This window comes from Motilimonas cestriensis, assembly GCF_021295315.1.
Classification (GTDB): Bacteria; Pseudomonadota; Gammaproteobacteria; order Enterobacterales; family CBDFNC01; genus Motilimonas; species Motilimonas cestriensis.
Window position 1 is genome coordinate 74,112 of record NZ_JAIMJA010000003.1, and the last position, 17,209, is coordinate 91,320.

The 17,209-nt window shown below is 43.8% G+C and carries 16 protein-coding genes; 8 read left to right on the forward strand and 8 right to left on the reverse strand.

All coding sequences use genetic code 11. The annotated features are described in order from the left end of the window. Window positions 1-55 precede the first annotated feature (55 nt). Genes K6Y31_RS03730 through K6Y31_RS03740 form a run of 3 tightly spaced genes read right to left on the reverse strand, consistent with a single transcriptional unit; the run spans window position 56 to window position 2,677 of the window. The gene (locus tag K6Y31_RS03730; RefSeq protein ID WP_233051503.1) at window positions 56-1,441 is read right to left on the reverse strand and encodes a sensor histidine kinase; all 1,386 of its coding nucleotides are present in this window, start codon (window positions 1,439-1,441) and stop codon (window positions 56-58) included. Further along, complete coding sequence (locus K6Y31_RS03735; protein WP_233051504.1) at window positions 1,422-2,099, reverse strand: winged helix-turn-helix domain-containing protein; 678 nt, start codon at window positions 2,097-2,099, stop codon at window positions 1,422-1,424. Before K6Y31_RS03735 ends, K6Y31_RS03730 begins: the two co-directional genes overlap by 20 nt. A gap of 23 nt (window positions 2,100-2,122) precedes the next feature. After that, window positions 2,123-2,677 (reverse strand): PepSY domain-containing protein, encoded by a 555-nt coding sequence (locus K6Y31_RS03740; RefSeq protein WP_233051505.1) that lies wholly within the window; start codon window positions 2,675-2,677, stop codon window positions 2,123-2,125. A gap of 498 nt (window positions 2,678-3,175) precedes the next feature. Between K6Y31_RS03740 and K6Y31_RS03745 the strand changes: the two genes are divergently transcribed. Continuing rightward, window positions 3,176-5,029: a permease gene (locus K6Y31_RS03745; protein WP_233051506.1), complete on the forward strand. Its 1,854-nt coding sequence runs from the start codon at window positions 3,176-3,178 to the stop codon at window positions 5,027-5,029. After that, window positions 5,010-5,507 carry a L,D-transpeptidase family protein gene (locus tag K6Y31_RS03750; protein WP_233051507.1) on the forward strand — a complete coding sequence of 166 codons (498 nt, stop codon included), beginning with the start codon at window positions 5,010-5,012 and terminating at the stop codon, window positions 5,505-5,507. The genes K6Y31_RS03745 and K6Y31_RS03750 overlap by 20 nt, the downstream gene beginning before the upstream one ends. Window positions 5,508-5,513: 6 nt before the next feature. On the opposite strand, the gene K6Y31_RS03755 is transcribed toward K6Y31_RS03750, so the two are convergent. The 3 genes from K6Y31_RS03755 to K6Y31_RS03765 all read right to left on the reverse strand — a co-directional run bounded on the left by K6Y31_RS03755 (window position 5,514) and on the right by K6Y31_RS03765 (window position 7,036). Next, window positions 5,514-5,768 (reverse strand): DUF1289 domain-containing protein, encoded by a 255-nt coding sequence (locus K6Y31_RS03755; protein WP_233051508.1) that lies wholly within the window; start codon window positions 5,766-5,768, stop codon window positions 5,514-5,516. A 120-nt stretch (window positions 5,769-5,888) separates the two neighbouring features. Beyond that, on the reverse strand, window positions 5,889-6,467 hold the full coding sequence (locus K6Y31_RS03760) for a YceI family protein (RefSeq protein ID WP_233051509.1): 579 nt from the start codon (window positions 6,465-6,467) through the stop codon (window positions 5,889-5,891). A 2-nt stretch (window positions 6,468-6,469) separates the two neighbouring features. Next, complete coding sequence (locus K6Y31_RS03765; RefSeq protein ID WP_233051510.1) at window positions 6,470-7,036, reverse strand: cytochrome b; 567 nt, start codon at window positions 7,034-7,036, stop codon at window positions 6,470-6,472. 870 nt (window positions 7,037-7,906) lie between these two features. Between K6Y31_RS03765 and K6Y31_RS03770 the strand changes: the two genes are divergently transcribed. Further along, window positions 7,907-8,866, forward strand: coding sequence for a hypothetical protein (locus K6Y31_RS03770; protein WP_233051511.1), 960 nt, complete (start codon window positions 7,907-7,909; stop codon window positions 8,864-8,866). 30 nt (window positions 8,867-8,896) lie between these two features. On the opposite strand, the gene rlmA is transcribed toward K6Y31_RS03770, so the two are convergent. Further along, window positions 8,897-9,715 (reverse strand): 23S rRNA (guanine(745)-N(1))-methyltransferase, encoded by an 819-nt coding sequence (rlmA, locus tag K6Y31_RS03775; protein WP_233051512.1) that lies wholly within the window; start codon window positions 9,713-9,715, stop codon window positions 8,897-8,899. A gap of 169 nt (window positions 9,716-9,884) precedes the next feature. Between rlmA and K6Y31_RS03780 the strand changes: the two genes are divergently transcribed. From K6Y31_RS03780 to K6Y31_RS03800, 5 genes are all read left to right on the forward strand, one after another. Further along, window positions 9,885-10,373 carry a GNAT family N-acetyltransferase gene (locus K6Y31_RS03780; protein ID WP_233051513.1) on the forward strand — a complete coding sequence of 163 codons (489 nt, stop codon included), beginning with the start codon at window positions 9,885-9,887 and terminating at the stop codon, window positions 10,371-10,373. Between the two features lie 53 nt (window positions 10,374-10,426). Continuing rightward, on the forward strand, window positions 10,427-11,176 hold the full coding sequence (locus tag K6Y31_RS03785) for a hypothetical protein (protein WP_233051514.1): 750 nt from the start codon (window positions 10,427-10,429) through the stop codon (window positions 11,174-11,176). Between the two features lie 47 nt (window positions 11,177-11,223). Next, window positions 11,224-12,684, forward strand: a complete 1,461-nt coding sequence (locus K6Y31_RS03790) for a tetratricopeptide repeat protein (RefSeq protein ID WP_233051515.1) — start codon at window positions 11,224-11,226, stop codon at window positions 12,682-12,684. Then, window positions 12,681-14,267 (forward strand): GGDEF domain-containing protein, encoded by a 1,587-nt coding sequence (locus K6Y31_RS03795; RefSeq protein ID WP_233051516.1) that lies wholly within the window; start codon window positions 12,681-12,683, stop codon window positions 14,265-14,267. The genes K6Y31_RS03790 and K6Y31_RS03795 overlap by 4 nt, the downstream gene beginning before the upstream one ends. Before the next feature lie 450 nt (window positions 14,268-14,717). Continuing rightward, the gene (locus K6Y31_RS03800; protein ID WP_233051517.1) at window positions 14,718-15,965 is read left to right on the forward strand and encodes a peptidoglycan DD-metalloendopeptidase family protein; all 1,248 of its coding nucleotides are present in this window, start codon (window positions 14,718-14,720) and stop codon (window positions 15,963-15,965) included. A 95-nt stretch (window positions 15,966-16,060) separates the two neighbouring features. On the opposite strand, the gene K6Y31_RS03805 is transcribed toward K6Y31_RS03800, so the two are convergent. After that, window positions 16,061-17,152: a branched-chain amino acid aminotransferase gene (locus tag K6Y31_RS03805; protein WP_233051518.1), complete on the reverse strand. Its 1,092-nt coding sequence runs from the start codon at window positions 17,150-17,152 to the stop codon at window positions 16,061-16,063. Window positions 17,153-17,209: the final 57 nt, after the last annotated feature.

Consider the following 17,209-nt stretch of genomic DNA (forward strand, 5'->3'; position numbering starts at 1 on the left):
TTTTTCAATAAGGCTTTGCAGTTTACATTTTGATTAACTGCGATGGCAGGGGCGCTTAGCGTGTTTGCGAAAGCAGTACTTCAGGGGGGAAGATGATATCGATTTTTAGGCCCGGCTGATTGTCACTTAAATGGATTTGGCCTTGGTGCAAGCTAACAATGGCTTTTACAATTGATAGCCCCATGCCAAAACCGCTACTGTTGCGGCTCTTGTCTAAGCGGTATAAGCGTCTAAATACCCGATCAAATTCTTCTTCAGGGATGCCGTTGCCATTATCCGCTATGGTAATGCCGTTACTCGCAATAGTTATGTCGACTTGGGTGCCATCGGGGCCATACTTAACGGCGTTGTCGACGAGGTTATAAATCGCCCTAAACAATAAATTAGGATCACCAGTGAGCTGGCAAGTGTCGTGGACTGTCAGGGTGATTTTTTGCTCTTTATCTTCAGCAATAGGTTGGATCAAATCTTGTACATCTTGGCATATCGAGGCTAAATCACAGGTTTTATGTTCGGTGCCAGAGACGCCTTTCTCTAATCGCGACAGCTCTAACATGGCATTAAAGGTATCCATGATGTGATCAAGCTCTTGCAATAATAAGTTGCGCCACTCTAAGTCTTCGTCTGTTAACGATTGCTGGCTAAGGCTATCTTCCACACGGATCCGAAGGCGCGACAGTGGGGTGCGCAAATCATGGGCAATGTTATCGGTCACACTGGATACCGAGCCGATTAGCTCATCTATTTCATCTAGCATCTGATTAATTTGCATGGCGATGTGATCAAATTCATCGGATTCATCGCTGATTGGTAAGCGCGCTTGTAAGCGACCTGCTTTTACTTCTGCGGTTAAGCGGTTAATTTGCCTAACGCGGTGTAACACGCGGGAGTTAAAGATAAACCCGACCACTAAGGTAAAAATCATCCCTGCGCCGAGGGCGCTTAAGCTGGCGGTGCTAAAGCTTTGGTCTAAAGCATCTTGGCTGTCATCTATCAGGCCAACCAGTAAGGTGCCAAAGGGGGTTTTTAACCGAGTTGCCATCACTTTTTTAAGTTCCATTTCACCTAAGTAATTGGTGGCAAGAATGGGAAAGTGTAAAACCGCAGGGTAGTGGGGAATATTTTGCGGCAAATGGTTAAGGTTGCCAAATACTTGGTTGTTGCGCCTTAAGGCGAGCACCATGTTGTTGGTTTGTGAGGCGCGCTCTACCACAGATTGAATAAAGCTTTGCGTGGTCATACTGTTAGCATTTGCTAGCGAAATAAATCCTTCAGCGGCTAATGTTAACCTTTGATTTTGCTCTCTTTGTTGCCCAGCAATAGAAAAATGGTAAACCATCGCCAAGATACCACCACTGATAAAAAGTACCAGTAGGGTAAAGGCAAGGGTGAAGCGCCAAATAGAGGTGCGAGTAAAAATGCTAAGGTGCTCGGACAACATAGCCAGCACCGCGAACCGTATGGATCAGTTGGCTTTCACCTTCCTCTTCTAGTTTTTTACGTAATTTGGCGACATGCACGTCGATCACGTTGGTTTTCGGGTCAAAGTGATAGTCCCACACCGATTCAAATAACAAGGTGCGTGAGACTACTTGCTCTTGATGTTCGAGCAAATAGCGCAGCAGTTGAAACTCTTTTGGCTGCAGTTTTACTTCACGCTGACCACGCATCACTTTATGGCCAACTAAGTCCATCACCAGATCTTCGATGCTTAATTCTGTAATTTGTTGCGGCTGATGTTGCTTGCGTTGCATCAAGATTTCAGCGCGAACTAATAACTCTTGAAATGAAAAAGGCTTGGTTAAGTAATCATCACTGCCGGCTTTTAGCCCTTTAATACGCTCATCGACATGGCTTAAGGCACTTAAAAATATCACCGGAGTTTGATTGCCTGTGGCACGTAATGCCGACAGTAATTTAAGCCCATCCATTTTCGGTAACATGCGATCAAGTACAATTAAATCATAATCTTGTGTGGTGGCAAGAAACAAGCCATCGGGACCTTCAATAGCGGTATCAACAGTGTGGCCTTGTTCTTGAAAGCCTTTTTGAATGTATTCTAAGGTGGTGATGTCGTCTTCTACTGTGAGGATTTTCATTTAGGTCCTTGGTTTGCTACACGCTATTTACGGTAAACAGGGATGAGGTCTTGGGTTGAAATATCGACTAACCAGTTTTGTTTACCCTCTGGCGTGGCAAGCTCAATCTCAAACAAATTGATGCCCTTTTTGTTTTCTAGCTCGGCATCAACAAGAAAACCGGGATGCTGTGATTGCACGATTTCCAGTGCTTTTATCATCGAGAAGCCTGTTTCTTGAATTTCTTCAATGGCTGTTATGTTTTGGTTATCATTAAACCAGCCTGTCATGGCGGTTTCTTTACCACTAATAAATAGGGTAGTTTGAGCATCATATACCAAGTGGCGCTTTACATTGTTGGCAAGATCGATCACCTCGACTTGATAAACTAAAACGCCTTGTTGATCGTCCAGCTCAAAGTTGGTGATGACGCCAGTATATTGTTCGGTCACTTTTTCTAGAATCTGTTTTGGCCCTTGTTGGTGGCGTTGTTCTATCAATTGTGCGACCGCTTCGCTTTCGTGAGATTCAGCAAGCGCGCCCGCGCTGAGCAATAATGCTGGGCCTAATAAACATGCTGCAAGAAGGTTGTGTTTCATGGTCTTGCTCTCTTGGTAATGGCTAACTATATGGCATTGTAGCTAAAAATGAGTAAAGCTTGGCTATTCGTTATATTAATGATATTTCATCTAAAGAGATGGGGGCTTTTTCACAGAGTTCAATATGCCCAATCAATTTGAAGATGCACGTTTCAAGCATCCACGGGTTGGTTGGATATATACTCAAACCAGCAGGGCGAGCACATGAGTGTTTAATATTTAAATAACGAGTTCAGGCAAGTAACATTTTCTCATACGAAGCGCCTTGAAATCATCCTCAATAGCTGTTGATGGCTTAACTGCCGCTTCCATGCGGCAGATATTCGTCTACGAAAACGTCACTATCGCTGAAAAAGTATTCATGCGTCTGCCTTGCCCAAACAAGCATTTTGAACTGACTTAGTTATATAAAAAAACCAGCTTAATTTGATAGAAAAAGCAGTAATTCCAGTGCTATTTGTTATATTATTACGTTCCAATTTTTAGAGCTAGTCATCCATGTTAGTGATCTTAAGTATTATTGCCTTATTTATGGGGCCACTTATTTGCCAATCAATACAGCAGCGTAAAGGTTGGTTTTCGCTATTGGATGCGTTTATCTTTGTCACCATTAGTGGCTTAGTGCTGTTTCATATTCTACCAGAAGCCTTATATCACGGCGGCTTGGTGTCACTTGTGTTTGTTGCCTTGGGGTTATTTGGCCCCGGACTGGTCGAAAAGTATTTCCATAGTATCGCCAATCAAGCCCATAACTACACCTTATTATTTGGTGTTGGTGGCTTAGTGTTACATGCGGTGACCGATGGTGGTGCGTTAGTGGTGGATGAATCTCATACCGCTTGGTTATTGGCGTTAGGGGTTATTTTGCACCGTTTGCCTGTTGGTTTGACGGTGTGGTGGTTGCTGCGGCCACAATATGGTCGAATATTGCCTTTTGCAGTATTAACGGCGATGTCTTTGGCCACGTTAGCGGGCAGTTTTTTTGGTAGTCAGGTTATTCCGCACTTGAGCAATGAATGGCTGGCTTGGTTCCAAGCGCTGGTGACGGGGTCGATTTTACACGTGGTATTTCATCGTCCTTATCAAGACAAAAGTCAAGCCACAGACCAAGTATTAGAAAAGCGCATGGCGGGCTTAGGAACCTTGTTTGGCTTGGTTTGCTTAGCGGCGGTGTTATTACCACACTGGCTTGGTTACGTTGCTCATAATCATGTGCACATGGATTCTATTTGGGATCGTGCCCAAATGTGGAAGGGGGAAAGCCTCAGTGGCCATGGTCATGAAACCGCATTGGCGTTACAGCGATTTATTAGCCTTGCGTTGCATAGTTCACCCGCGTTGTTATTAGCTTATGCCATTACCTATTTACTCAATTATTTACGTATGCCAGCCCGCTGGTTAACCCAGCTTAATCGTCATCCTGGTTCGACTGACAGTATTAAAGGGGCATTTTTAGGTCTGTCGGTACCTATTTGTGTGCCCGATGCGGCGCGAATGTATCAGAATTTGCAGGCGCAGGGCTCTAGCCAAACTTTTGCTTTGTCTTTTTTAATTGCCGCGCCAATCTTGAGTTTTGATGCATTATTGCTTTCGTGGCCACTACTGGGCTCTCAGTGGGTGATGCTGCGGTTAGTATTAGCGGTGCTGTTGATCCTGATTATTGGTGTATTAGTCGGACGCTGGCTGCAAAAGCAGGAAGACATATCTCACTCTCAAGCTGTTATGGAAGTGAATCAAGCACAGGGCTCTCGTTTGTTAGGGGCGATCAAACATAGCTATGAACACTTAATTGACCATACCGCGCCTTGGATCATTGTGGGTTGGATTGTGGCCGCTACATTGGCTCCTACCCCGGGGTGGCAGATGTTCGCCGAACACTTATGGTTGCAAATTTTGCTGGTTATTGTTTTGGCCTTACCGATGCATTTATGTGCCACTGGGCTAACACCTATTGCTGCTGTTTTATTGTTGATGGGTGTGTCACCGGGAGCGGTGCTTGCGTTGTTATTAGTAGGCCCGACGATTAATTTGTCGCTGTTTAGCTTCATTGAAAAACTACAAGGCAAGCGCGTGGCGATTACCTTGTTTGGGTCCATTGCGGCTTTTGCTTTTATGGCTGGCTGGGTGTTGAATCAATACGCAGAAGTGACCGTGCTGCCTTGGTTAGAGCATGATCACAGTTGGGCGCAGGATTGGTTGGAATATATTAGTTTGGCGGTAATATGCGTGTTGTTTGCTGTGTCTTTATTTAAGCGCGGCGCAAGAGCCTTTCTAGCGGAGTTATTACCTGCTAGTTTATTGAAAAAACACCAACACGAGCATACTCATCACCATGAACATCACCACCATTAAGTTTATCGTTGTTGCTATCGCGTTAAGCCTATTTTCCCCTTTGTCCTTGGCCAGCAAGGTCGATAAGGTGTTGGTGATAAAAAGCGCGCGCACCCTATATTTATTAGATAACGGTCGAATTCTACAAAAGTACGATATCTCCCTTGGTAAGCGCCCTGAAGGACATAAGAAATGGGAAGGGGATAAACGTACGCCAGAGGGCCGTTACACTCTCGATTATCGCAATCCAGAGAGTAACTTTTTCCGCTCTATCCATATCAACTACCCTAATGAGCAAGATTTGGCTTATGCCAATCAGAAGGGTTATGAGCCCGGCGGCGCCATATTTATTCACGGTTTGCCTAATGGTAAGGGTCACCTTGAGCACAAATATAAAGGCCGCGATTGGACTGATGGCTGCATTGCAGTGCTTAATGATCACATGGAAGAAATATGGCAGTTAGTTCCAGATGGGACTGAAATTGAAATTAGGCCTTAACGGTTGCTAAAACAGTTCTCCTTGCGGTGGCGTTTGTTCGCCGCTTTTATTCTCTGCGGCTAAAGCCCGCTCAGCTCTAATCTTTCTGATCATTCTTTGGCGGCACAAGCGGATCACATTCCGCTGTTCAGTTGGACTTAATTGCAGCCAACCAAACCTTTCTTCACGGCTGCGCATGCAACCCATGCAATAGCCTCGGTTATCTGTCTGACAGATCCCGCGACAAGGGCTTTGTAGCTGAAAAAACTCTAACTGTTCCATGTCCTGAAGATAGCAGTCTTTGCTGAAAAAATGAACGTTGAGTTGATTTGGGAGCACAAAAAAGTGCCCACACAGGGCACTTGATGTTATTTAATGAAAGCTGTATTCAGAAAAGCAGAATTACTTTTTAATACCTTCGATATGAAACTCAAGCTCAACCGTTGCCGATTGTGGGCCTAGGTCCATTGGAATACCGTAATCTTTCATGGTGATAGTCGTTGCACCTTCAAAGCCAGCGCGGTAGCCACCCCAAGGGTCTTTACCTTCGCCCACTTTAGTTACGTCAATTACTATATCTTTGGTTACGCCACGAAGCGTAAATTGGCCATGTAGTTTACCGGTTTGACCGTCTGTTGAGTCAAACTTAGTGCTAACAAACTTAGCTTCAGGGTATTTATCAACTTCTAAAAAGTCTTTGCTACGAATGTGCTTATCGCGCTCTGCGTGGTTAGAGTTAACGCTTTTAGTGTCGATCGTCACTGCAATCTTAGCTGCGCTTGGATCCGCTTGGTCATAGCTAAAGTCGCCAGTGAAAGTATCAAAGCGACCCACTACCCAGCTGTAACCTAAGTGATTTACTTTAAAGTTGACTGAAGCATGGGCACCACGGGTATCGATTGCATAGTCTGCTGCTAATACAGGCGTTGCAGCAGTAAATAATCCAGCCGTTAAAATGGCAGCAGTAAGATGTTTTTTCATTATTATTTCCTTGTTGGTGTAGAGTTCACCGGTTTTAGCATCCGGTTGAGGGTAGCGTCTTTATCAATAAAATGGTGTTTTAAAGCGGCCAGTGCGTGGCCAGCGCTAAGAACAATTAAGCTCCAAGCCAAAATCTCATGTATATCACCTGCTATTTCTTCTTGTTGCGGCAAACCCGATAGCAGGGCGGGTACATCGAACCAACCGAACACAGAAATAGCACGCCCGTCTGCGGTAGAAATAAGGTAACCTGAGATCATTAGTACAAACAGCATAGCGTATAACGCAAAATGGCCCAGTTTAGCGACGGTTTTCTCCCAAGCTTGATGGTTGGATAAGCCATGGGGTTTGGGATTGATCAGGCGCCAAATAATGCGAAACACCATTAATGCAAATAAACATAGACCAAAACTTTTGTGCAGCATAGGCGCAGTTTGATACCAGTCAGAATAGTAGCCTAAATCGACCATCCAGTAGCCAAGTGCAAACAAACTGAACACAGCCAATGCCACTAACCAGTGCATCACGATGCTCACTAATCCATAACCTTGAGTTGAATTTTTTAACACTGGGCTGTCCCATTTATCAAATAATAACGATTCAGATTTATATCATGGCTGAATTTATTTTAGAACAAAAGCAGAATATTTCGTGTGAACAATTCTAAAAAGTAGGACTGTTATTCAGGCTGTTGGTTTTCGGTGGCGAGATGAAAGATGAAAAATTTTTAATCGAGAAGTATTGCTATGGCCCGTTCTGGCGAGTTTGCTCTAAGCAATAAGCTGCAGTGATGAGGCTGAATGCTAACGGCGTTTAGTTTACCCAGAAGTGAAGGTTTTATGTTTGCAGTGATACTAGGGCAAGAGTGACGCAACAGTGCAATGATTAGATATTGATTAGCAGTCATTTAGTGAGTTGCTTACTTGATACAGGGGGTTCTGTGTATAAGGAGGGAAATTTGCCGGCTTCAGGGCGGCCAAACATTGAAGCCGGCTTAACAACCTATTACTTTGTTTAGGAGTTCAAACATAATCAAAGTGTAAAGTTATCTGTTACATTTCTTATGAGTGCTTGAATGAGCAAAAGTTCAAAATATTTTAAATAAAATTACATGAAATCACGCTGGTTTACTGATGAAAGGCTTTCAGGTGGCGGAGGATTGTTTGTAACTGTTTGTATCATAAGACTAATGCTCATTTTCTCTAGGCGTGAAAGTAGATGTTACTCCGATGTTATTACTCTATTAATGAGCACTCTGAGCATAAGTGTTCTGTTACAGAAAGGTATTTTTTTACCCCTGCCTAAACACCTCGAATGGTGTGACTTTTTTCCTAAAAGTTAAGTGAATCATAATCTTGTTAAAATCATTTATAACTTAGATGCAGCAATGCAGATTTAACTGCTATCTTTGATAAACGAAATGATTGTAAGAGGGAATTATGTCTAGGACTTTAAACATTACTAATGGTGATTGCGCAGCAGATGCAATGCGACATGCTGGCATTATCGGTGATTATTTACCTTGGCGTGACTTATTACATGAGGGGCCGGTTCCTCATGGTTTATCCCTTGAAGCTTTATCTGGCGTACGTGCAGAGTATATCGCACAAATGGGGTGGGGGGATTATGACCAAGTGCTAAACAGCTTTCGTACCCGGGATCAACGACTGCAGCGCCTGAACTATTACAAAAAAATTATCCTTTGGTTTGAGTTTGATCTATACGATCAACTACAAATGCTACAGATATTAGACTGGTTTAACAAACAACCCCAGCTAACCGTTGATATTGGCGTTATTTGCGTCGATAAGTATTTATCAGAATGCTCAGATGCAGAGCTGGTTTGTTTACTTAATGAAGAGCAGCCTTTAAGCAATCAAATGTTAGATGTTGCCAGTTATGGCTGGCAGGTGTTTACACAAGAAAATCCTACGCTGTTATCTTCTTTGTTAAACCTCGATACCAGTGTGCTGCCTTACCTTAATGGTGCCGTAAAGCGCTTATTGCAAGAGTACCCTTCTACCTTTAATGGATTGGGGTTGGCACAGCAAATAGCTTTAACCTACATCCAGCAGGGTCGATCGGATCCAAAAGAGCTGTTTAGCCTTTATCAAGTTGAAGAAGCAAGACGGTTTATGGCTGATAATGTATTTTTTCAGCGTTTATTATCGTTAAATGCAGCCAGAGTCATTCATTGGCCTAAGCCAAGCTGGGAGTGCCCTGTTGCTATTACTGAGTTAGGTGAGCAGGTGCTCACGGGGGGGCGACATTTATTAGATATCATTACGCTTGATTATTGGGTAGGCGGGGTGCATTTAACCCCGGATAATATTTGGTTGTGGGATGATAAACTCGCACACTTAACTCGGCGTAGCACTTCACAACAACCTAGTTTTTAGTTGCGCTACCAGCTCGTAAACCTGAAGGGGCTAAACCTGCTTTTTAAACACTTCAATTTTAAAGTCTAAGTCTAAGGTGAGCGACTGACTGCTAAGTTGTTGCTTTTGCGTTGCTGTTAATTTGTAAGCAAAAGGGGTCATTTCTAATAGGTTAGCAATGTCTTGGCTGTGTGTTAACGTAATCGGGTAAGTCAGCGCAACTTGTTCTACCACCATTAACCCCTCTATTTCCGAAGGTGCGTCGCTATGGGGTTGCGGTGTATCGTAAATAGCTTGTTTTAACTGAAATAAATGCCTTGGTCCTGGGCTTACGCTGATAACACAGCCGTCATTCTTTAACACTCGTTGTAGTTCGTTGGCATCCGAAGGGGCGTAAATGCGAGTAATACAATCAAATTGCTGTCCCGCAAAAGGCAAGTCGAAGGCACTGGCAATGCAAAATTGAATTGATTTGGCACGCTTAGCGGCATAACGAATCGCTGATTTTGAAATATCCAATCCGTGCCAACTAATATTGGCTTGAGTATTAGCTGTGAAATACTGGCAGTAATAACCTTCACCACAACCAAGGTCTAGAGCATGAATATGCTCTTGTTTAGCGGCCATTTGTTGCTTTATTAATAGCGCAACTTGCTCCGCCAAAGGTTGATAGAACCCCTTATTTAAAAAATCACGACGCGCTTGCATCATCATTTTATTATCGCCAGGGTCGATAGAGTTCTTTTTTTGCACCGGTAATAAATTTAAGTACCCTTCTTTGGCAAAATCAAAGCAGTGGTTTTGCGGGCAACGTGCGCTGCTGTTATCGCGAGAAAGTGGTGCTTGGCATAACGGGCAAATAAAAAGCATGACACAGACCTAGTTAAATCGGCATATTATAAAGATTTCTGCCCCTTAAGCCAGTGGTTCCTATGGTCGTTAGGCAGTGTTATTGGGGCCGAAAAGACAGTATAAAGGAGTGACTGAACGAGCAATAATGTTATGATTAGGCTTTAGTTTTTACTTGCTAGGCAGTTTTATGGCGACGATTTGGTACTTGGAATCTTTACATCCCGATGAGCTGAAATCAAAATCAGCCCCTGCAGACTTGCCGTTAAATTTAATTGAAGTCGAAGTCGCAGAATATCAATACAATCGTTTTTTATACCAGTTGGTGGGGGCGGCGTGGCAGTGGACTGATAAGTTAAGTTGGAGCGATGCTGATTGGCGTGAACATGTTGAGTCGGACCAATTAAGAACTTGGGTACTGTATTATGCCGGCTCACCAGCAGGGTATTTTGAGCTACATAAAGAAGGGGAAGACGTTGAAATTCGGTATTTTGGTCTTTCACCACGATTTATTGGTAAAGGCATTGGTGGCTATTTACTTAGCGAAGCTATTGGTCAAGCTTGGGCTTGGCAGGCCAAAAGAGTATGGGTACACACTTGTGATTCAGACCACCCAGGAGCATTGAAAAATTATCAAGCTCGCGGGCTGACTTTATATAAAACAGACATTGAGTCGTAAATGATAAGCTAGGCACTGTATTACGTATGATAAAGAAGAATAAGGATATTCAATTGTCACGTTTAGTTGTGTTATTACTGATAGTTAGTTGTGGTTTTATCAGCCTCTCGGCCCAAGCTAAATACAGTGAATTTATGCCAGTTGGCGACCCCGATCAGGCAACACCCGCGCAAGTGGATGGCGAAGTGTTTGTTAGTTTACACCAAGTGGTCAGCGACTCCCCTTTTGTCGCTAGAATTAATTTTGTCGGTGATGAAAGTCTTGCCATGGAAATGATGTTTGCCTTGGTCGAGAGCGCGTCTGGCAAAGTGACTTGGTTACAACAGCGTCGTACCAGTCAATATATGTTCGAGGCATCTCACCCTACGTTGGCCTTTGATGCTCAGCGCTATCAGTTAAAAGCATATCGGGTGATCAGGCCGATTTTACTCGCAGACTTGACTGAGCAAGTTGGCCGGCCGATTACGCGAGAAAAAGCCAAGGCTAATGTTAAAATCCCTTTGAATACCGATTCATGTCAGATAAAGCGGCAGCCGCAGCAAACGTTTTGGCAGTTGGCTAAAGCGTATGCCAAGCAGCAGCAATTGAATATCTACGACAGCATACTCAGCCTTTTTTACAGTAATTTGTCTTCTTTTTCGGCTAATAACATTCAGCGATTAGTGGGCACATCGCTAGCGTGCCCAACTGAGCGCCAACGCAATTGGTGGGTTGAGCAAGGGCGCTCAGGCGCTATTTATCAAGCCTTGTTGCAAGGTGAGCCTTATGATGAGGTGATTAGCCTTAATGAATTACCGCAATAACTTACTAAGATAAACAGAGACCGTTTAAGGTTTAATGCAGGGTAATTATGTCTATCATCTTACAGGAATTACAAAAACATATTCAGGCTGAGCTGGCTATTATTGATGGCCTGTTAAGTGAAAACCCTAAAGATGCCTTAGCTCGAGTGTTGTCACTGGTTGAAGATGTGCGCCAAACTCGAGATGATCAGGGCTATGTCACTGTGTTACTAAAAATGGCGGAAGCCTACTGGCATACCATGGATTATCAAGCGGGTTTAAGGGTATGCAGCCGCATTGAGTCTCTGCTTACTCCCGAGCTAGAATTTCAGTTTTTAACTCAATTGCTACATCGTATGGCTACTTTAAATTGGGGGTTAGCACGCTATCGTTCGGCGCAACATTTTTGGAATCAAGCGCTCGAAAAATCGATTCTACACAATGAGTTTGAGTTGCAGCTTGAGGCTTTGATTGGCTTAGGTAATGTGTGGCGTATTACGGGTAATTTGGTTCACTCAGAATCAGCCTTGCAATTTGCCCTTGATGCGTCGATTTTACGTGATTATAAATGGATCGCAGGTAAAGCTTCTATTTTGCTGGCTTGGTCGTTGTTTTTGCAAAAAAAATACGCCGAGATGTTGCCTATATTAGCACGCTGTAATGAATTTTTAGCAGATTGCCCAGATCAAACATGGCATGCAGAAATTCATGATTTTAGAGGTTTGGCCTTACTTTATTCTGGTCAGGTTGAGGAAGCCGCCAGTGAAATAAAGCAGGCTTTGCAAATAGCGACGGATAATAATTTAGCTTGGATGTCTGCTCACGCTTCTGTTTCCAGTGCTCGGGTGGCAAAAAAACAAGGGCAGTTGCGACAGGCTAACGACTACTTAGAGGTGGCGGAGCGGTTAGCGCAAGATTTTGACCAAGGTGAATTACTGTCGCAGATTTGTTTGGAGCGAACCGAAATTTGTCGACGTTTAGGCCAAGACCAGCAAGCTTTACAGCATTACCGTGATTATCGCCGTTATGAGCTGAATTTAATTAGAGAGCAGTCATTGTCAAAAGGCAGTGATGAATTTCTGTCTTCGCGTGGCCAACTAGATCTGCGCTCTAAACAGCTAATTAAGAGAATGAATGTCGGCGACTTTGTTAGTCAAATTCAGCACTATCCGCAAATGCGACATCGTGGTGCCTGGCTGTTTAGTTGCCGAACACGATTGGATGAGCCTGATCTGGTGGTGTTTGAAATTGTGTTTGCCAGCGAGCAACAGTGTGAACATGCCTTGCCGTTATTGCATAGCTTGTTGCAAGAAAGGGACCGAGGCGTGATTTGGACAGCGCAAAGCATGGCATTATTAATGGCTGCAAATTTGTTTGAACGTGAGCCGTTACGCCAGCATATCGAGCAGCTGCTTGCGGCATACCCATGGTGGCGAACCACCAAAGGTGAAACTGCAGCGACCGTCACTATGTTTAATGTGTCTGACTTTCTAAGTTTGGCTGCACCAGCGCAAGGGGGTGGGCAATGACTGTTATGAATGTGCTAAACCAAGCGAGCCAAGCATTAGTTGAAGGTGATAAAGCAAGAGCCATTGCGCTGTGTCAGCAATACATTGATGAAAATACCAACGATGCTAAGAAAAGTTCCTTAGGGTTACGGATTTTATCCGATATATATTTTGGCTCAGGAAAAATTGAAACCGCCATTCATTTATTGGAAGCAGCGCAAGCCAAATTAATCCATTCAGCAGACCAAGGTGAGTTGTTGGTAGTGCAGAATAGTTTAGCCCAGCGCTATGCCGATGATATTCGTTTTGAAGATGCCATGAACACATGGCTGGCTATGGCTGCTGAGGCGGCAAACATGGGGGATATTGATCATTTTATTGAAGGGTTGATTGGCATTGCACAGTTACTTGAAGTGGTTAGCGATCATCAACGCGCTTTACAGTTTTACAATAAAGCCAGAGATCATTACGAAGGTATTCAATCGAGCCAGCTAAAATTAAGAATTAATTTGTGTGAGGTGTCGTGTTTGATAGCACTTACCTTATATGAAGATGCTCGCCAGCTACTGGCTGATTGTGAAACCCAAGCACTGCTAGATGGTGAATTTGCCGACGCTTACATGGCTGAGCTATTTGTGTATCACAGTCAAATTTGCCGGGCTATGGGGCAAATAGATGGTGCGATAAACTTATTGGAAAAAGCCAGAGTGTCCAGCGAACGTCACAAGCTAAAGTGGATTAGCAATAAAATTAGCCTAGAATTGGGGCTTTGTTATAGCTTGATTGCACGCGCGGATGACGCCATATTGCTGCTCAAGCAAACCCTAACTGATATCGCTGATCTGAGCTTGCCGATGCTCAGGAGTGAGTTGTATGAGGCATTAAGCCATGCTTATGATGCAAATGGTGAATACCTGCAGGCTCTGGCTTGTGAAGAACAAGCGCATGCCATTGCCATCGAGCTATTAAGTAAGGTGCCGGTTAGTGAATTAGGGCTACATTGCTTACGCCGTTTTAAACGCTGGGAGCCGAAACTAGATTTTGAAAAAACGCGACTCGAAAATGCAGCGTTAAAAAATCAAGCCTTGAGCCAACAAGAGGTAGTGAGCAAGCTAGAAAAAGACGTATATATTGATCCCCTAACGCGGCTGTATAATCGCCGTTGGTTGGATGTCACTTTTAGTACCCGTAAAGGACCTTATGCCATATTGGTCGCCGATGCGGATCATTTTAAGTCAGTAAACGATGAATTTAGTCATCAGGTGGGTGACGTGGTTTTGCAGGAACTCGCCTTTATTTTGCAGCAAAGTGTACGCTCAGGTGATTTTGTCGCTCGATATGGTGGTGAAGAGTTTGTCATCTTGTTAGTCGAAACACAGGCCGATAAGGTCGTCAGAACTGCTGACCGGATCCGCAATCAAGTAGAGCAGCATCATTGGCAAGACATTATGCCGGGTAGGCAAATGACCATCAGTATCGGAATGGCAATTAAAACTGAACAAGAAGCTGTTGATTCGGTATTTGAACGTGCCGATAAAGCCTTGTATCAATCAAAACATAATGGTCGCAATCGAGTGACTTTTGGTAAAAAAAAGGAAGATTGATTTATTAGGACAAAAAAAATGGGACCTCAGAAGGATGGGCCCCATATGACAAAAGGATGCAAAGGGTTGAGTGAGTAAAAGGATATCGAGTCCCTTACTCAGTTAAGTTATAACTGTCCTCTCATTTCGATACAACTCGTGATTATCAGCCTAAATGGTCGGCAAAACCGAGGTCGTTCTTTGAACACCATAAGATAAGTCTATAGCACTGTTTTTACTTGGTTTTTATTTATTTTAATCGAGTTTAAGCTGATTTAACTAACAAAAGTCGCTTATGATTGCTTATGGTTTTCTGTTTCCTAATTGATTTGGGTTTGCCTATATAGCGCAATTTGTGGCGATATAGCGCTATATTCTGAGTTCAATTTCTTATAAACTGCTCGTTTTTGTTACTCTATAACACTTATGAGCATGCCTTCTATTTTATCTCGATTACCCCGATTTCATCTTGTGGCCATATTTATTATTGCGACACTGTTTCTTCTATTCGTCATTGCTTGGCCTAGTGATAAGCCGTCTCTAACTACTGAGCCAATGGTTAAGCCTATTGCGCTTGATATGGACCGTATTTTACAGCAACAAACCGATACGGTGGCGCAAGATCCGAATGAAGTGATAAAAGCCCATGCTGAATTTCCTGATATGTCGGGCGTGTCAGAGCATTTTGTTACGCTGCAGCCGGGTGACACGGTAGGAAAATTTTTAAGCGAGCTTAATGTATATAGTGCTTTACCTGAGCTATTAGTGGCAGATGAAAAAGACTTGCGCCTAGGTAATGTAATGCCAGGGCAAACTCTCAACATCACCTTAGATGCGGAAGGTCGACTGTCTAAGTTAGTACTTGGCATCGACATTGCGAACAAGCTCACTTTTACTGCGACTGATGATGGTTATAGCGCAGAATTATTTACTGAGCCGGGCGAGTGGTCTGAGCGAGTGATTGCGGGTGATATTCATGGCTCTTTTAACATTAGCGCAAACAAAAACTCTCTCAGTATGAGCAGTATTACTCATATTGCTAAACTGCTTGAAAATCGTCTCAAGTTTAGAAACCTGCGTGCGGGCGACAAGTATTACGTAGTTGTAAACGAGCAGCGAGTTAAGGGTGAGTTTTACCAGGATGAAGTGTTAGGTGTGATAATTAAAAGCCGTAGCAACACTTACAGCGCTTTCTTACATGACGATGGCAACTATTACGATCAGGCTGGGAGTGGTTTGAATAAGGCTTATCGTAAAAGCCCACTTAACGGTAAGTTTCGCCTGAGCTCGCATTTTAATTTAAAACGTAAGCATCCAGTAACCGGTAAAATTCGTCCTCACTATGGCACGGATTGGGCTGCACCGATTGGTACGCCAGTATATTCGATTGGTGATGGTGTGGTTGAGCGAGTAGAAAATCACCCCTTGGCAGGTAAATATTTAGTCTTAAAGCACGGTCGTCAGTACACCACGCGCTATTTGCATTTAAGTAAGATATTGGTGCGTAAAGGTGAGCGTGTATCTATGGGGCAATTAGTTGCTAAAACGGGTAACACAGGGCGTTCAACAGGCGCGCATCTGCATTTCGAATTTCACATTAATGGCCGACGAGTTAATCCCCTTAAAGTGAAATTGCCTTACTCGACAGAAATGGATGCCGCTAATCTTAAGCGTTTTAAAGCGAATGTCTTGAAGATGAAAAAACAGATGGGCGTATAGCTCGCAGCCTTATTATGCGGCTGTCATGTCGCCAGTAGCAAAAAGGCCGCTCACAATGTGAGCGGCCTTTTTGATAGCACTATAAAACAAAAAGTTTATGGCGCTACACGTTCAACTCGTTTCAGCCAGCCTTCAGGTGCTTGGCTATGGCCTTTTTGCATGTCGGTATACAATTTGTAAATACGCTGCACATGCTCGCCTACCTCGCCATTGCCAACGGTCACAATACGGCCATCTTCAAAAATATAAGAGCCAACGGCAGAGACTACGGCAGCGGTGCCAAAACCACCTGCTTCAATAATTTCACCTGACTCTATATCAGCAATAAACTGATCTAACATGATGGTTTCTTGGCGCACCTCACAACCCAACTGCTCGCCTAATTCCATGATGGATTGCGAGGTGATGGATTTTAAAATTGTGTCGGTAAAGGTCGGGATGATCACCGTGCCATCTTTCAGAATATGAAAGTGATTCATTGCTCCGGCTTCTTCAATTTGCTGGTTATTGGCATCGAGGTATAACACTTGTGATGCACCAAATTTGGCGGCGGCTTGGCCTGCTCGCAAAGATGCCGCATAGTTTCCTGCTGCTTTTGATGCCCCCGTGCCACCTGAAACTGCGCGATGGAAGGTTTTACTAATCAGTAAGCGAATGCCCTTGTTTACACCTGCAGCGTAGTAAGCACCACTAGGGCTTAACACTACGCAGAAAGTGTAGCTTTTGCTGGCGCCAATGGAGAGACGGTCTTCTGTGGCAAAAATAAAGGGGCGAATATACAAACATGCGCCTTGTTGCATCGGAAACCATAGCCGGTCGACGTCGATTAAGGCATTAATGGCATCGATTTGCATCTGTTCATCGAGATGGGGAATGCAAAGGATATCGGCAGATCGATTCATCCGCTCGGCATTTTTATTAATACGGAATGTGTAAATTTCGCCATCTTCATGCATAAAGGCTTTAGCGCCTTCAAATATCGACTGACCATAATGCAGAGCCATCGCGCCGGGCGCCATTTCAAATGGCCCGTAAGGCACAATGCGCGGATCGCGCCATTCGCCATCACGATAATCCATAAGAAACATGTGTTCGGTTCTAAGATTGCCAAAGCCAACGTTTTCTTCTGGCTTAAATGGCTCGGTGCGGCGCTCCGTCGCAGGTTTTAAGTTATAAGTTATATCCATGCATACCACCTTGATTACTGAATGAGCAGACTAGGGAGCGACTAGCGTAAAGTCAAG

Excerpts from the sequence above, each read along its gene's own strand:
- K6Y31_RS03730 (WP_233051503.1), bottom strand. The coding sequence starts at position 1,441 with ATGTTGTCCGAGCACCTTAGCATTTTTACTCGCACCTCTATTTGGCGC.
- K6Y31_RS03735 (WP_233051504.1), bottom strand. The coding sequence starts at position 2,099 with ATGAAAATCCTCACAGTAGAAGACGACATCACCACCTTAGAATACATT.
- K6Y31_RS03740 (WP_233051505.1), bottom strand. The coding sequence starts at position 2,677 with ATGAAACACAACCTTCTTGCAGCATGTTTATTAGGCCCAGCATTATTG.
- K6Y31_RS03745 (WP_233051506.1), top strand. The coding sequence starts at position 3,176 with ATGTTAGTGATCTTAAGTATTATTGCCTTATTTATGGGGCCACTTATT.
- K6Y31_RS03750 (WP_233051507.1), top strand. The coding sequence starts at position 5,010 with ATGAACATCACCACCATTAAGTTTATCGTTGTTGCTATCGCGTTAAGC.
- K6Y31_RS03755 (WP_233051508.1), bottom strand. The coding sequence starts at position 5,768 with ATGGAACAGTTAGAGTTTTTTCAGCTACAAAGCCCTTGTCGCGGGATC.
- K6Y31_RS03760 (WP_233051509.1), bottom strand. The coding sequence starts at position 6,467 with ATGAAAAAACATCTTACTGCTGCCATTTTAACGGCTGGATTATTTACT.
- K6Y31_RS03770 (WP_233051511.1), top strand. The coding sequence starts at position 7,907 with ATGTCTAGGACTTTAAACATTACTAATGGTGATTGCGCAGCAGATGCA.
- rlmA (WP_233051512.1), bottom strand. The coding sequence starts at position 9,715 with ATGCTTTTTATTTGCCCGTTATGCCAAGCACCACTTTCTCGCGATAAC.
- K6Y31_RS03780 (WP_233051513.1), top strand. The coding sequence starts at position 9,885 with ATGGCGACGATTTGGTACTTGGAATCTTTACATCCCGATGAGCTGAAA.
- K6Y31_RS03790 (WP_233051515.1), top strand. The coding sequence starts at position 11,224 with ATGTCTATCATCTTACAGGAATTACAAAAACATATTCAGGCTGAGCTG.
- K6Y31_RS03795 (WP_233051516.1), top strand. The coding sequence starts at position 12,681 with ATGACTGTTATGAATGTGCTAAACCAAGCGAGCCAAGCATTAGTTGAA.
- K6Y31_RS03805 (WP_233051518.1), bottom strand. The coding sequence starts at position 17,152 with ATGGATATAACTTATAACTTAAAACCTGCGACGGAGCGCCGCACCGAG.